Origin of the sequence: Cohnella hongkongensis, assembly GCF_042654645.1 — a bacterium.
GTDB lineage: Bacteria > Bacillota > Bacilli > Paenibacillales > Paenibacillaceae > Cohnella > Cohnella hongkongensis.
This window is the reverse complement of the sequence record NZ_JBHSEP010000021.1, coordinates 104622-117493: the sequence shown is the minus strand read 5'-3', so window position 1 is coordinate 117493 and position 12872 is coordinate 104622. Positions and strand designations below refer to the sequence as shown.

General features: G+C 59.1%; 15 protein-coding genes and 1 rRNA gene. 15 read left to right on the top strand and 1 reads right to left on the bottom strand.

Translation table 11 applies throughout. The features are described from left to right. The 5 genes from ACFO3S_RS22510 to ACFO3S_RS22490 all read left to right on the top strand — a co-directional run. Window positions 1-88, top strand: a 23S ribosomal RNA gene (locus tag ACFO3S_RS22510); the annotation flags it as partial. 172 nt (window positions 89-260) lie between these two features. Next, window positions 261-1022 (top strand): polysaccharide deacetylase family protein, encoded by a 762-nt coding sequence (locus ACFO3S_RS22505; protein ID WP_378100650.1) that lies wholly within the window; start codon window positions 261-263, stop codon window positions 1020-1022. Next, window positions 1019-1246: a hypothetical protein gene (locus tag ACFO3S_RS22500; RefSeq protein ID WP_378100648.1), complete on the top strand. Its 228-nt coding sequence runs from the start codon at window positions 1019-1021 to the stop codon at window positions 1244-1246. The genes ACFO3S_RS22505 and ACFO3S_RS22500 overlap by 4 nt, the downstream gene beginning before the upstream one ends. 217 nt (window positions 1247-1463) lie before the next feature. Next, window positions 1464-1892: an NfeD family protein gene (locus ACFO3S_RS22495; protein WP_378100646.1), complete on the top strand. Its 429-nt coding sequence runs from the start codon at window positions 1464-1466 to the stop codon at window positions 1890-1892. Between the two features lie 5 nt (window positions 1893-1897). Next, entirely contained in the window at window positions 1898-2821 is a 924-nt protein-coding gene (locus ACFO3S_RS22490; RefSeq protein ID WP_378100645.1) for an SPFH domain-containing protein, read from the top strand. Between the two features lie 65 nt (window positions 2822-2886). On the opposite strand, the gene ACFO3S_RS22485 is transcribed toward ACFO3S_RS22490, so the two are convergent. Beyond that, window positions 2887-3402 (bottom strand): C40 family peptidase, encoded by a 516-nt coding sequence (locus ACFO3S_RS22485; protein WP_378100643.1) that lies wholly within the window; start codon window positions 3400-3402, stop codon window positions 2887-2889. Window positions 3403-3649: 247 nt separating this feature from the next. Here ACFO3S_RS22485 and ACFO3S_RS22480 point away from each other — a divergent pair, with 247 nt between their 5' ends. The 10 genes from ACFO3S_RS22480 to ACFO3S_RS22435 all read left to right on the top strand — a co-directional run bounded on the left by ACFO3S_RS22480 (window position 3650) and on the right by ACFO3S_RS22435 (window position 12867). Continuing rightward, complete coding sequence (locus ACFO3S_RS22480; RefSeq protein WP_378100641.1) at window positions 3650-4228, top strand: guanylate kinase; 579 nt, start codon at window positions 3650-3652, stop codon at window positions 4226-4228. A 153-nt stretch (window positions 4229-4381) separates the two neighbouring features. Further along, a complete protein-coding gene (locus ACFO3S_RS22475) occupies window positions 4382-5545 on the top strand; it encodes a nucleotide-binding protein (protein WP_378100639.1) in 1164 nt (387 codons plus the stop codon). Beyond that, window positions 5508-6752 carry a CpaF family protein gene (locus tag ACFO3S_RS22470; protein ID WP_378100637.1) on the top strand — a complete coding sequence of 415 codons (1245 nt, stop codon included), beginning with the start codon at window positions 5508-5510 and terminating at the stop codon, window positions 6750-6752. Before ACFO3S_RS22475 ends, ACFO3S_RS22470 begins: the two co-directional genes overlap by 38 nt. Continuing rightward, window positions 6749-7489 (top strand): type II secretion system F family protein, encoded by a 741-nt coding sequence (locus tag ACFO3S_RS22465; RefSeq protein WP_378100635.1) that lies wholly within the window; start codon window positions 6749-6751, stop codon window positions 7487-7489. Before ACFO3S_RS22470 ends, ACFO3S_RS22465 begins: the two co-directional genes overlap by 4 nt. Beyond that, a complete protein-coding gene (locus ACFO3S_RS22460; RefSeq protein ID WP_378100634.1) occupies window positions 7486-8328 on the top strand; it encodes a type II secretion system F family protein in 843 nt (280 codons plus the stop codon). The genes ACFO3S_RS22465 and ACFO3S_RS22460 overlap by 4 nt, the downstream gene beginning before the upstream one ends. A gap of 30 nt (window positions 8329-8358) precedes the next feature. Further along, window positions 8359-8559 carry a Flp1 family type IVb pilin gene (locus tag ACFO3S_RS22455; RefSeq protein WP_378100632.1) on the top strand — a complete coding sequence of 67 codons (201 nt, stop codon included), beginning with the start codon at window positions 8359-8361 and terminating at the stop codon, window positions 8557-8559. Further along, window positions 8543-9250, top strand: a complete 708-nt coding sequence (locus tag ACFO3S_RS22450; protein WP_378100630.1) for a hypothetical protein — start codon at window positions 8543-8545, stop codon at window positions 9248-9250. Before ACFO3S_RS22455 ends, ACFO3S_RS22450 begins: the two co-directional genes overlap by 17 nt. Further along, window positions 9247-11448, top strand: a complete 2202-nt coding sequence (locus ACFO3S_RS22445; protein ID WP_378100629.1) for a hypothetical protein — start codon at window positions 9247-9249, stop codon at window positions 11446-11448. Before ACFO3S_RS22450 ends, ACFO3S_RS22445 begins: the two co-directional genes overlap by 4 nt. Beyond that, the gene (locus tag ACFO3S_RS22440) at window positions 11411-12385 is read left to right on the top strand and encodes a TadE/TadG family type IV pilus assembly protein (RefSeq protein ID WP_378100627.1); all 975 of its coding nucleotides are present in this window, start codon (window positions 11411-11413) and stop codon (window positions 12383-12385) included. Before ACFO3S_RS22445 ends, ACFO3S_RS22440 begins: the two co-directional genes overlap by 38 nt. Then, the gene (locus ACFO3S_RS22435; RefSeq protein ID WP_378100625.1) at window positions 12382-12867 is read left to right on the top strand and encodes an A24 family peptidase; all 486 of its coding nucleotides are present in this window, start codon (window positions 12382-12384) and stop codon (window positions 12865-12867) included. Before ACFO3S_RS22440 ends, ACFO3S_RS22435 begins: the two co-directional genes overlap by 4 nt. Window positions 12868-12872 lie beyond the last annotated feature (5 nt).

Here is a 12872-nt window from a genome sequence, read left to right as displayed (position 1 = left end):
CTGGAAGAACACCAGGTTGATAGGCTCGGGGTGGAAGCGCGGCAACGTGTGGAGCTGACGAGTACTAATCGGTCGAGGGCTTATCCTAAGCGGATGGCCTAGCAAGGCAATTCACCTTCTTCTTCGCACCACTTTGGTTCGCATCCGGTTTTCAAGGCGCAAGCCCAGACACCTTCTCGACGGAGGTGTCTTTTTCCTTTTATAATTACGAATCGAAACCTCCATACTATCCCTGTAATGCACAGGAGCGGAGGGAGCGCATGTCCGTATTCAAGACGGCAACGCTGATTGGAATAAGCTTGTCACTGGCGGCCATTACCTGCGGTTATCAGGCGCAGCCGGTGCGAAAAACCAGAGCGTATTACGAGGAGCGCGAAGAGGTTGTATGGGAAGTTCCGATGAAGGAGAAGCTAATCGCCCTTACGTTCGACGATGGCCCTAATCCCGTGACTACGCCCAAGATTCTCGATCTGCTGGCGGAGAACGAGGCGAAGTCGACCTTTTTCGTTGTCGGAAGGCGGATGGATCAATACCCCGAGGTTGTAAGGCGCGAGGCACAGGAAGGTCACGAGGTCGCGAATCATACATACAGTCATCTGTATTTGAACCATCGGATCAGCGAGCAGCGGCTGTCGGAGGAGCTGAGCCGAACCGAGAAGCAGATCGTGAATTTGACCGGAAAGCACAGTCTATGGTTCAGGCCTCCGGGAGGCTTTTTCAACGATTCGGTTGTGCGGATCGCGCGCGAGCGCGGCTATACGATGGTCTTATGGTCATGGCATCAGGATACGAAGGACTGGAGTTCCCCCGGAACAGGCAAAATTATCGACAGAGTGTTGAAAAACGTTCGGAATGGAGATATTGTGCTGTTCCACGATCACGTCGAAGGTTCGATGCAAACGGTTCAAGCGCTGCAGACGATATTGCCCGAGCTCAGGAAACGCGGCTATCGAATGGTGACGGTCTCGGAGCTGCTCCGGCACAAAAAGACAAACACATTGTTCGGGAGGCCGCATTCTTGAAATCCGGATATGCCCGCCTGGCGAAGGCGGGTTCTTTTTGTTTTTTCCTCAAACATTATTTCAACTTGGGGAGCATTTTCGCGGTAAGCGCCAGCTCCGCGAATCCACGAGCCGCGTGGGAGTTTGTGAAGTACGTGAACAGCGACGCTTTCTCCAAGCTGAAGTCCAAAACGATGTCGGCCGAGCAAGAGAGCCCGTCACCGTCCGCTTCGCCTTCCCAGTAACGTCAGCTTGTTCAGCGTACTTTCGAAAAGCTTGCCGCTTGCGGCAGGCTTTTTGTTATTTAGAAAGTATTTCTGATCTGAATCGCCTCCGACCTCCGCGTTAATCCGCCGATGCTAAGACAGCGTAAGCCGTTTATGCCGGGTTTCTTCCGTTCCAGTCATAACGCGAGAATGCTCCCGTAAATATGAGTAGAAGGGCGAAAGGGGCGAAAATTCGATGGAGTGGTGGGCGATATGGCTGATCGTGGCCGGTATGCTGCTGATTGCCGAGATGCTGACGCTAACCTATTACTTGCTGTGGCTCAGCGCAGGCGCAGCCGTCGCTTCCGTCGTGTCCTTGCTTGCGCCGGACGACTATTTGCTTCAGGCGTTGGCCGGAGGGGCCGCCGCTTTGGCGCTAACGCTCGCCACCAAGCTGTTGAAAAAAAAGCTGAAGCCCGGGAAAGGGTTCCGTGATGCGCATGAGCAGCTGATCGGCAAGCCGGGGATCGTGATCGAAAGGATTACGGCGAGCCGGCCGGGGATCGTCAAGGTCGGTTCGGAGACTTGGAGCGCAACGTCCAAGGAGGAGCTGAATCCGGAAGATCGGGTCGTCGTCGTCGCTCGAAGCTCAACCATGCTTGAAGTTCAAAAAACGGGAGGTTGACCGGAATGGTGTATGTCGTATTTCTCGTTGTCATCCTGATCGTAGCGGTCGTCGTGCTGTCGATCAGGATCGTGCCTCAGCAGAAGGTGGGCGTGGTCGAAAGACTGGGAAAGTACAGTCGGCTGCTGACGCCCGGAGTGAACGTCCTCGTTCCGTTTATCGACAACGTTCGCGTATTTCACGATCTGAGAATTCAGCAAGCGAACGTCCCGCCGCAGACGGTCATTACGAAGGATAACGTCCAGGTGCAGATCGATACGATCATTTTTTACCAGATAGTCGCCCCGGAGCAGGCTACATACGGAATATCGGATTACGTCTACGGGGTGCGCAACATTACGACCGCAACGCTGAGACAGATTATCGGAAATATGGAGCTGGACGAGACGCTGTCCGGCAGAGAAAAAATTTCTTCGAACATCCGCTTGGCGTTGGATGAGGCGACCGAGAAGTGGGGGGTACGCATTGAACGAGTAGAGGTGCTCGACATTAAACCGCCCAGCGACATTCAGGAAGCGATGGATAAGCAGATGAAGGCGGAGAGAAACAAACGCGCGATCATTCTGGAGGCAGAGGCGGCCAAGCAAGATTTGATTTTGCGGTCCGAGGGGGATAAGCAGAGCAAAATATTGAAGGCGGAAGGAGAAAAGGAAGCCCGGATCCGTCAAGCGGAAGGCTTGCGGCAGGCGCAGGAGCTGGAGGCGCTCGGAGAGGCGAAGGCGATCATGGCCGTGGCGGAAGCCGAGAAAACGAGAATCGAGAAGCTCCGGTCGGCGGGGCTCGACGAGAGGGTGCTGGCTTACCGTTCCTTCGAAGCGCTGGGCGAAATCGCCAAAGGACCGGCCAACAAAGTATTCCTGCCTTCAAGCGTCGCCGATACGCTAGGCAGCGTAGGGGCGTTGGGCGAGCTTTTCAAATCCAAGGGCTAGCCGACAACGGCTTAAAGGGACGGTCCCGACTCTGAAGAACCGGGCCGAGACCGTCCCGCAGCCTGTTAGAGAACTCTTCTGGCCGTAATGTACCGTTTCGAATAGCTGCTTAGTTTGCTGACGATAACGCCGTTAACGCCGCTGCCGGTCGTATTATGGATAAATTGTCCGTTGCCGATATAGATGCCGACATGATTGACGGTGCCAGGCTTCGACACGCTGAAGAAGACGAGATCGCCTTTTTTCAGATTGCTTTTGGCGACATAGACGCCTTGCTTGCTTTGCGCCTGGGAGCTCCATTTCAGGTTTACGCCCTGCTTGGCGAACACGTATTTGGTGAAGGAAGAGCAGTCGAACCACAGCTTTCCGGGATTGTTCACGTTGAATTTGTAGGTGACCTTGCCCTTGAGCTGCTTGGCCAACGCGATAACGGCGTTCGCTTTCTGGGCGGAGGTTGCGCTTGCGGATACCGTAGACGCGGCATGGGCGGAAGGCTGTTCGAGCGCGCCGACGCCGGTGGCCAGCAGCGCGAAGCAGGCGGCTCCGATCGCGATTTTCCTCAGTCGTTTTGTTATGTTCATGTCGATTCCTCCTGATCTGATTCTCGATGACAAAAAGGAGTATATCATGATGCTTGTCCCTATATTGAGAAATTAAGGGCATCTTAATCTTGCCAATATGTGCCGATCAGCGGGATCGTCCTCAGCGATCGGCGAATAGCCGACGGCAATTGACGGTTCAAGCTCTTGTCTTCTATAATTGATAATTATCGGATAATTCTGTATTTTTTTAAAAGTAAACCGTTTTCATGGGAAGGAGAGGATACGGATGCGCGACACGAATCGGATATTCGTCTTTACCGGGCCGGACGGTTCTGGAAGAAAATCGGTTGCGGAAGCGGTCGGCCAAACCTTCGGCATGGAGAAGATTGTTTCGTACGCGACGAGGCCGCCTAGGCCGGGGGAAGTGAACGGACAGGATTACACGTTCGTGACTCACGAGGAGTATCGGGAGATGGAGCGGCGGGAAGAGTTCCTGGAAAGCGTCGAAATCGACGGCCAATTGTACGGCATACGCAGCCGGGATATCGAGAACAAGCTGGCGCAGCAGGATTCCGTCTATCTCATTTTGAATCATGAAGGCGCTAGCATCCTTAAGAAGATCTACGGGGACAAGGCTGTTCGTCTGTTCCTCTACGTGGATCCGCGGACGGCGGAGGAACGTCAGCGCAAGCTCGGATTGCCGGAGGAGGTCATTGCCAAGCACCTGAGCCATTACGAGCAGGAGCTCGGCTATCGCGCTTCCTGCGAGCACGCGTTCGAGAATTACGATTTGGCGCAGACGACTTACGAGATTACGAATACGCTGGAGACGTATCTGCAGCGGGATCTCGTCGACAAGGACTGACGGAGCGAAGAATCGAAGAGCGGGCGTTGACGAAAATGGAAAGTCATGGTATGTTAGGGCTACGATTTCAATAGCGAAAGCGGAAGCACCGCAAATTTCGACGCGTATGCGTCGGGGTTTGCGGTTTTTCGTTTTCCGGAGGGGAGGCGGAACATGGTCAAGAGGATCGTGCTGGCGGCTGCGGAGAGGGAATACGTCGCCAAGCTGGCGGAGTATTTGCGGGAAGAGGAGAAGAGCTGGGAGGTGGCGGCGTACACGCACGACAGCGCGCTGAGAAGGGAACTGCAGAGCGGGGGGAGAATAGACGCGCTGATCGGAGAGCGGGAGATGATAGGACCGTTGACCGTTTCGAGCAGCCGAATCGGAAAAGTCGTCGTTCTGTCGGACGAGTCCGGAACGGGGAGGCGGGGCGAGGAAGAAGTAGAGGAGTGGGTGGAGATTTCCCGCTACCAGCCGCTGCCGGCTCTACTGAGCTGCATACGAGGATCGTTGGGGGCGGACGAGGCCAAGCTGGAGGGCCGCTGCCAGATCTGGACGGTGTTCTCTGCCTCGGGTGGCGTAGGCAAGACGACCGTGGCGTTAAACCTTGTCCGCCAAGCGGGGGAAAGGGGGCTTCGCGTTCTCTATCTCAATCTGGAGGAACTGAACGCGACATCGCTCCTGTTCGGAAGAGGCGAGCCGGATGGGCTGTCCCGTCTGCTTTACGCGCTGCAGGCGCATCCGGAGCAATGGGAGGAGCAATCGCGGCGGCTGTGTCGACACCAGCCGCAATTGCGGGCCGACTACATCGACGCTCCGGAGCATCCCGGGGAGCGGCTTGCGCTCACTCCAGACGTCGCGCGAGAGCTGATCGACAAGCTGAAGTCCGGGAACCGGTACGACGTCATCGTCGTCGACCCCGATTCCGGCGCCGGAGAATGGCATCTGCGCCTGCTTGAGCAGAGCGACCGGATCGTCTGGCTGACGTTGGACGATGCGCAGTGTCTGCTGAAGGCGGAGAAGCTGCATCGGCACTGGGAGACGCGATTGGACGGCGCTCCGTGCAGGGTGTCGTACGTCATGAACAAGTTCGGCGGGGGACGGTCGGTTAACCGGTGGCCGCTGCCCGGAGCGGCGCCTGAGATGGCGCTTCCGTATGCTCCGGAGTGGAAGACCGTCGATCAGCCGGGCAGATTGCTTTCCTCGCCGGCCTATTCGGGAGCGGTGGAGAGGCTGTTGGACCTGTTGGGCGCGGACGGCGGCCGCTCGGGAACGGATCGCAGGAGGAGGGGCGAAGGCTATGGCGGACAGCGGGCTTACGATCGAGGAGCTGGTTGAGCTGAGGAACGCCGTTCGCGCCCGCTTGGCCTGGGACGACTCCATATCGGACGAGGAATTGCGGAAGCGGATCGAGGACGAGCTGTTCCGCAGAGATCGAGTACGGAGAATGACGGCGAGGGAACGCGGGGCGGCGGTCATGCGCCTGTATCATTCCTTCCGCGGTTTGGACGCGCTGCAGCCGCTGCTCGAGGACCAGGAGATCACCGAGATCATGATCAACTCCCACAACGAGATTTTTATTGAAAAGGGAGGGGAACTCCGAGCGGTCGATCTCGGCTTCGAGAGCCGCGAGAGGTTGGAGGATCTCATTCAGAGCATGGTCGGGCGCGTGAACCGAATCGTCAACGAAGCTTCGCCGATTGTGGACGCTCGTCTGCCCGACGGCTCCAGGGTACATGTGGTGCTGCCTCCGATCGCGCTGAAGGGGCCGACGGTGACGATACGCCGATTTCCGAATCAGCCGCTCGGAATCGAGGACTTGATCGCCAAGGGATCGCTAACGAGAGAGGCCGCAGACTTTTTGCGCGAGCTGGTGATGGCGAAATACAACCTGTTTATTAGCGGAGGGACGGGCTCGGGCAAGACGACTTTCCTGAACGCGCTCGCTCAGTGGATTCCCTCTCACGAACGGGTGATTACGATTGAGGATGCCGCCGAGCTGCAGATTCGGGGCATCGCCAATCTCGTTGCGCTGGAGACGCGCAACGCCAACAGCGAAGGCAAGGGGCAATTAGGCATACGCGAGCTGATTCGGGCATCCCTGCGGATGAGACCTAACCGGATAATCGTCGGCGAGGTGCGCGGATCGGAGGCGCTCGATATGCTTCAGGCGATGAATACGGGACATGAAGGCAGCTTGTCTACGGGACACGCGAACGGCGCCAAGGATATGATCTCCCGATTGGAGACGATGGTGCTTAGCGGAGCGGACTTGCCGGTGCCCGTCATCCGCCAGCAGATGGCTTCGGCGCTCGACATTGTCATTCATTTAAGCCGTTTTCGAGACTCCACTCGCAAGGTTGCGGAAATATGCGAGGTGACGGGAATGAAGGACGGGGAGATTTTGCTGAACGCGTTGTTCCGCTTCGAAGAAGAAGGGGAACGGGAGGGCCGCGTCGTCGGCAGCTTGCGCAGGCTGGCTCCGCTGCGCGATACGGGCAAGCTGCGCCATGCCGGTCTGCTGAAGGAGGAGAGGGGGAGTTGACGGACTACTCGGTCTATCGTCTGAATGCCAGGGAGAGGGTTTGGGCCATTGTCCTCGGCTGCGCCTTCTGCTATGCGAGCGTATGGCTGCTGTATCGGCACCCCTTCATCGCTGCGGCGGCCGCGCCTCTCGGGTTGGCGTACCCGCGTCTTTATGCCCGCAGCCTGTGCCGCCGTCGCAAGGAGAAGCTAAGACAGCAGTTCAAGGACGCCCTGCAGGCATTGACCTCCTTGCTCTCCGCGGGCAGATCGGTCGAGAACGCCTTTATGGCTTTGGAGAACGATCTGATCCTGTTAATCGGAGACAGCCGCTCCGACTTGATTACAGAACTAAGGGCGATCTCCAATCGGCTACATAACGGAGAGCAACTGGAGGCCGCCTTGCAGAACTTCGCCGGGCGTTCCGATCTGGAGGAGGTGAAGAGCTTCGCCGAAGCGATGGCGATCTGCAAGAGAGCCGGAGGAGATCTGGTCGAGGTGGCGAGAAGAACGTCTCAACTGATTGCCGAGAAGATGGACGTCGAGCTGGAGGTTTCCGTTCTGATCGCTCAGAAAAGGTTCGAAGCGAGAATTATGATGGTCATGCCCTTTGCTTTCGTCGGTATACTGGGCTTTCTGGCTGCCGATTATATGCAGCCGATGCGAGAAGGGATGGGGATCGTTGTGCTGACGGTTGGCTTGCTGCTGCTGGGGCTGTGCAGCTGGTGGATGCTTCGGATTATGGACATCAAGCTATGAGCGAATGGTTGATCCGAGCGGCATGCGTACTGCTGCTGGCTGGATATGCCGGGCTGATCGCAGCGGCCTCCCGGGGCCGGAAGGGACGCGCGCTTAGGCTTCGGACCGATCCGTTCGCGATTGCGCTGCGACATCCCGCCGTATGGAAGAGGACGCTGCCTCTGCTGGACAGAGCTCGCGTCTCGTTAGCTTTGCTTAACGGAGGCTCATGTCCGGAAGTCCGATTGATCGATTGGGCGGCGGAGAGCGCGGGGCTGGGCTACATGACGCTGACGGGCATGAGTGTGCTGGCCTGGGCGACGGATACGCCGGATTTGCTCGCAGTTGGCGCGGTGCTTGGAGTCTGCCTTCCGGTTTTGCGGCTGAAGGAGCTGTCGGCTCAAGTGGGCAAGCGCCGCCAGAGCATCGTGATGGAGCTGCCGGAGCTGTTAAGCAAGCTGCTGCTCATGGTGAACGCGGGAGAGAACGTCATGCGCGCGCTGTCCCGGGTAGCCGAGAAAAGGCGTTCGGCAGACAATCCGCTGTACACGGAGCTGCGAGCCGCGATCGAGAGCATGAACCGGGGAGAAAGCCTGGCAGCGGCGCTGGAGGAATGGGGGCGCAGGTGCGCGGTGCCCGAAGCCAAGCTGTTTGCGACGACGGTGCTGATCAATGCGAGAAGAGGCGGAGATGCGTTCGTACCCGCGCTTCGCGAGCTGACCCGGCAAATGTGGGAGAAACGGAAGGCGATCGCCAGAACGGTAGGAGAACAAGCCTCCTCCCGGCTCGCGTTTCCGCTGACCGTCGTATTTTTGCTCATCCTGGTGCTGGTCGGAACGCCGGCCGTATTCATGATGTGATTTCAGTCCATAGGGGAAAGGATGATCGGAATGATCGGATTCTTGTATCAGTACGGACTTCATGCCTGGCGCGCGCTGCGCGACGACGAGGACGGAATCGGCACGCTGGAGCTGGTGCTGATCGTAGCGGTGTTGATAGCGATTGTGCTCGTGTTCCGGGAAGAGATTATCGGATTTTTGAATAGTCTGATGGATAGGGTAGAGAGCAAGTCGGATGAAGTGTTCGAGTAAGAAGGAGATGGAGACGGCTGGGTCGTTCACGCTCGAAGCGTCGATGCTGCTCCCTTGGGTGGTGATGCTGACCTTCCTGCTGCTCTTGTTCTCTCTGTACATGTCGCAAGGAGCGCTGCTTTACTACAGCTCGGCCGTCATGGCCGAGAGGGCCGCATACAGCTGGGCGAACTCGTCCGCCGACATACGCACGGGCGGGTACCCCGCCGGGCAGCACGACGGTCTGTACTGGCGACTGAGCGACGATGCTCTGGTGCAAGGTCTGTTCGGAATGGCTTCGGATGAAGCGGGAGCGAGCGTAGAGGTGTATGCGGGCATGTCGGAAGGAGAGGGGAGCGGAGCGGCGGCCAAGCTGAGGAAGGCGGCTTACGCGACGTCGGCCAAGCATAACGCGGGAGCAGGGGAGCTGAGCTATTACAACATCGGCGTGAAGCGCCGGATCGATGCGGAGCTTCGAAGCCGCTGGCTTGCGGTTCCGCTTGTCCGCTTCAGAGGGGGAGGGCCGGCAGAAGCGCACGTATCCGCACTTGTCGTGGAGCCGGCGGAGTTCGTGCGCGCGTTCGATCTGATCCGCTACTATGCAGCCAAGCTTCAGAATGCCCCGGAGGGGGAAGCGAATTACCGCTCCCAGGCCGGAGAGGTTTTGAACAAACGCAAAACGTCCCTGGGGAACGGGGGGAGCGGGACATGAGACAATCGCAGAGTCGGGGAACGTTAGGCTCCGTCTCGATCTATTTTATCGCGGCGACGGCCGCGCTGTTCCTGCTGACCTCCCTTCTTATCGATTTCGCTCGAATGGCGGCTTTTCGCAAGCAGACCGAGCTGGCGGTCAAGTCGGGCGCGCGATCGGTCATGTCGTCATTCGACCCGGTCGTCTATGCGCGGTACGGCTTGTTCATACGGGGCGGAGAGCCCGCGAACGAGGTGTTCCGAACGACGCTGGAGGGAAACGCCTATGCGGGAAGCGGCGGAGGCTCTTTTGCCTTTCTGGATACGAGGTGGGAGCGGGCGGAGGTGACGGAGAGCAGGCCGCTCGCCGATCACGGCGTCTTTCGCAGGCAGATTCTCGAGGAGATGAAGTACAAGGCGCCGATCGATCTGACGATCGAGCTCGCCAGCCGGTTTCGGGGGCTCACGGGCACGATGAAGGAGGCGGCCCGCACCGTGGATCTGCTGGAGAAGATGCGTCGAGCCTACGACCGCAGGGAGAAGGCGTTGGACGGCGTCTACGGGCGGCAGAAGGAGCACGGGACAAGGGCGGCTCAGCGCGCGGAATCGGCTCTCGGTTCGGCGGGAAGCGTCGTCGGGGGCTACGACGATTACGTGGTGAAGAGAGAGGAGGATCGGTCCCGAAGGGAATCCCTGAGAAGATGGGAGGAGGAGAGAAGCCGACGGTTGAACGAAGGCGAGGATCCGGAAGAGATCGAGAAAACCCGGCCGGAGGGGCCTCGTTTCGAGGCGGAGGTAGCCGCATACGAGAGTCGAGCGTCCTCGGCGGCTCAGCAGCTCGGGAGGGCGGCGGACGATGCGCGCGCGGAATCGGACTCGTTCGTCCGAGCGGCCAAGGAATCGTTGAACGAGGCTTTGCGCGCGAACGAGGAGATGAGCGCCATCGCAGCCCGATCGAACGACGGGGCGGGGACAGGCGGAGAGAGGGAAGAAGACGCCATGGACGCCGATCACCGCCGGACGATGGAGGAGCTTCGCAATTCGGCGGAAGATTTGATTCTGGAGCCGGGCTTCTTCCGGGATTACGAAGCCGAGCTCGAACGGCAGCATAGCCGGGGACTGGCGCTTGCAGGCGAGATCCAGAGCCTCTCCTCTCTGATCGGCTCCGTTCCGGGCTCGACAGGTATGGGAGCCGCGTTGAGTGCAGGGGAAGCCCGAGCGAGCGCGAAACTTGCCGAGTTCTCCAGTGACTACGGGGCTGCGGGCGAAGTCATCGCAGCGCGGCTGGAGCTGTTGGAGTCCCGCCGCTCCCATGACGGCGAGCGCAGAAGGCAGGAGAGTCTGGCGAGGTCGGAATGGCAGAACGCTGCGAGCTTCCTGGGCTCGTTCTCCGGAAGATCCGGATCCGAGGAGGAGCAGGCAGGTTTTCAGGAGACGAAAGAGAGGGTCGAGGCGAACCGGGAGTGGAATCGGACGGAGGAAGAGGCGAAGAGAGCGGGAAGAAGCGACGATCCTTCGCAGGGCAGAGACGAAGCGATGTCGTCGGTGAACGGATGGTTGGACGCTCTGGAAAGCGCAGTTCTCGGAACGAGGGATCAGCTGTATTTCTCCGAATACACGCTCGGGAGAATGACGCATTTCGCTCCTTCCTCGGCTCGGGAGCTGCTGGCGGGAGGGGATGTCTCTTTGGATATCCACAGCCAGGAAACCGAATTTATTTTATACGGACTCCAGCATCCTTCCGGGAATATCGCGGCTGCCTACGGGGAAATCTTCGCTTTTCGGCTGGCGATCCGAACGATGGAAGGGTTGATCGAGTGCCGCGCGATGGGACACCCGCTGCTGGTATTGGCGGCTGCGCTTGTCTACGGTATTACTCAGGCGATGCTGGATATGGGCCAACTGCTGAACGCCGATCGTGTTCAGCTGTCGAAATATTGGAAGATCGACACGCGATATGCGGATTATATGCGTTTATTCCTCCTGATTCATGGAGGCGGCGGCACGTCGACGGCCAGAACGATCGCGTTGATGGAGCATGCCTCCGGCCTCGATTTTCGCGGAGCTTATACGTATGCGAGCGGCGAAGGAACGGCATCGGTCAGGCTGTGGTTTTTCCCCGGCCTGCTCAAGGCAATGGGGAAAGCCGGAGATTTGGGAGGAACGGTAAAGGGGAACCGCTATGAAGCGACGTATGCGGCAGATCACTCTTATTTCTAACCGGCAGCGGCTGGCTGAATCGGCTTCCGGCAGCGTAACGCTGGAAAGCGCGCTCGCGATGCCGATTTTCCTGCTGTTTGTCATGTTTCTGATCTTTCTCGTTCAGACGGCGGTTATCTCCATGGCGCTTCACGGCGCCTTGTCGCAGACGGTACGGCAAGCGGCAGCCGCCTGGTACCCGATCGCGCTGGCTGCCGACAAGGCGAGAGACTCCGAGTTGAACCGGCAGATCGAGCAGTGGAACGGCAAGTGGCTGAGCGTAGCGGATACGCTTCGCCGATACGGGCAGCAGTTGCCCTCCCCGATGAGCGAATGGGCGGAGCAGGCTTCCGGCGTGTCGTTCTCGCTGGAGGAACAGGCTGCCAAGCTCGCCCTCGGTCAACTGCTGACTCAGTTCGCTGACCGGCGCGTACTGGACTTGTCCCGGATCGACGTGGCCTCGGTCGGCCTGCCGGACGTCGCGAATCGCGCGGACGCCTACCTGACCTTGGAGGCCGAGTATTCGCTGCCGATGCGGGTTCCTTTTCTCGGACGCAGACTGGTGCTCCGAGAATCGGCCAGAGAACGGGTATGGATCGGGGGAAGCCCTTCGGCCTCCAGGCCGCACGACGACCAGACGGGAAAGCCGTTCGAGGTGTCGTTCGTATCGCTCGAGCCGAATCCGGCGAGACCCGGCCGCAAGGCGACGCTCGTCGTCCGAACCGAGCCGGGAACCGTCGTCGACCTGTCCATATTGTACAAGAGCGGTCCCAGCCAGGCGAAAAACCTCGGAAGCGCGACGGCGGACGAAGCGGGCATCGTGTCTTGGACCTGGCACGTATCCGGGAGAACGACGCCGGGACAATGGAGCATGGAAGTCTCGAACGGCGACGGAGGCGTGTGGAGGCATTCGTTCGAGGTTGCGGGCAGGGCGTCGGAGGAGGGGGATACACGGTGAACCTGTGGGAGTGGCTCATTGCCGGAGTTTTGTTGGGATCCGCGAGTTGGACCGATCTGCGCCGCTTGCGGATTCCGAACGGACTGAACCTGGCCTTCGCGGCAGGGGGCCTCGCGTATCAATTTCTCTGTTACGGGAGCAGCGGACTCGTCTGGGCGTGCGCCGGCGCGCTGTGCGGCTTTGTGCCGCTCTATGCGATGAACCGGCTGGGCGGCATCGGCGGCGGGGACGTCAAGTGGTTCGGAGCGTTCGGCACGTGGGCCGGACCTGCGTTGACGTTCCAACTGCTGGTCGTCTCGATTCTGATCGCTGGAGGCATAGCCTGCTTGCTTATGGCGCTTCGAATTCCCGGCTTAAGGAAGCTGGGCCGAAAGCTGAGATGGCCGTGGGGCGAGCATCCGGCGAGCGGGGACAGAAGAGTCAGGTTTCCTTTTATGCTGGCGGTGGCGCCCGGGTTTCTGATTCTATTGGGGAAAGGATAGAAGCG

What these genes read in the sequence shown, in the direction of transcription:
- ACFO3S_RS22455 (WP_378100632.1), top strand. Translation starts at nt 8,359, where the DNA reads ATGATCGGATTCTTGTATCAGTACGGACTTCATGCCTGGCGCGCGCTG.
- ACFO3S_RS22495 (WP_378100646.1), top strand. Translation starts at nt 1,464, where the DNA reads ATGGAGTGGTGGGCGATATGGCTGATCGTGGCCGGTATGCTGCTGATT.
- ACFO3S_RS22440 (WP_378100627.1), top strand. Translation starts at nt 11,411, where the DNA reads ATGAAGCGACGTATGCGGCAGATCACTCTTATTTCTAACCGGCAGCGG.
- ACFO3S_RS22445 (WP_378100629.1), top strand. Translation starts at nt 9,247, where the DNA reads ATGAGACAATCGCAGAGTCGGGGAACGTTAGGCTCCGTCTCGATCTAT.
- ACFO3S_RS22505 (WP_378100650.1), top strand. Translation starts at nt 261, where the DNA reads ATGTCCGTATTCAAGACGGCAACGCTGATTGGAATAAGCTTGTCACTG.
- ACFO3S_RS22460 (WP_378100634.1), top strand. Translation starts at nt 7,486, where the DNA reads ATGAGCGAATGGTTGATCCGAGCGGCATGCGTACTGCTGCTGGCTGGA.
- ACFO3S_RS22450 (WP_378100630.1), top strand. Translation starts at nt 8,543, where the DNA reads ATGAAGTGTTCGAGTAAGAAGGAGATGGAGACGGCTGGGTCGTTCACG.
- ACFO3S_RS22480 (WP_378100641.1), top strand. Translation starts at nt 3,650, where the DNA reads ATGCGCGACACGAATCGGATATTCGTCTTTACCGGGCCGGACGGTTCT.
- ACFO3S_RS22470 (WP_378100637.1), top strand. Translation starts at nt 5,508, where the DNA reads ATGGCGGACAGCGGGCTTACGATCGAGGAGCTGGTTGAGCTGAGGAAC.
- ACFO3S_RS22490 (WP_378100645.1), top strand. Translation starts at nt 1,898, where the DNA reads ATGGTGTATGTCGTATTTCTCGTTGTCATCCTGATCGTAGCGGTCGTC.
- ACFO3S_RS22475 (WP_378100639.1), top strand. Translation starts at nt 4,382, where the DNA reads ATGGTCAAGAGGATCGTGCTGGCGGCTGCGGAGAGGGAATACGTCGCC.
- ACFO3S_RS22485 (WP_378100643.1), bottom strand. Translation starts at nt 3,402, where the DNA reads ATGAACATAACAAAACGACTGAGGAAAATCGCGATCGGAGCCGCCTGC.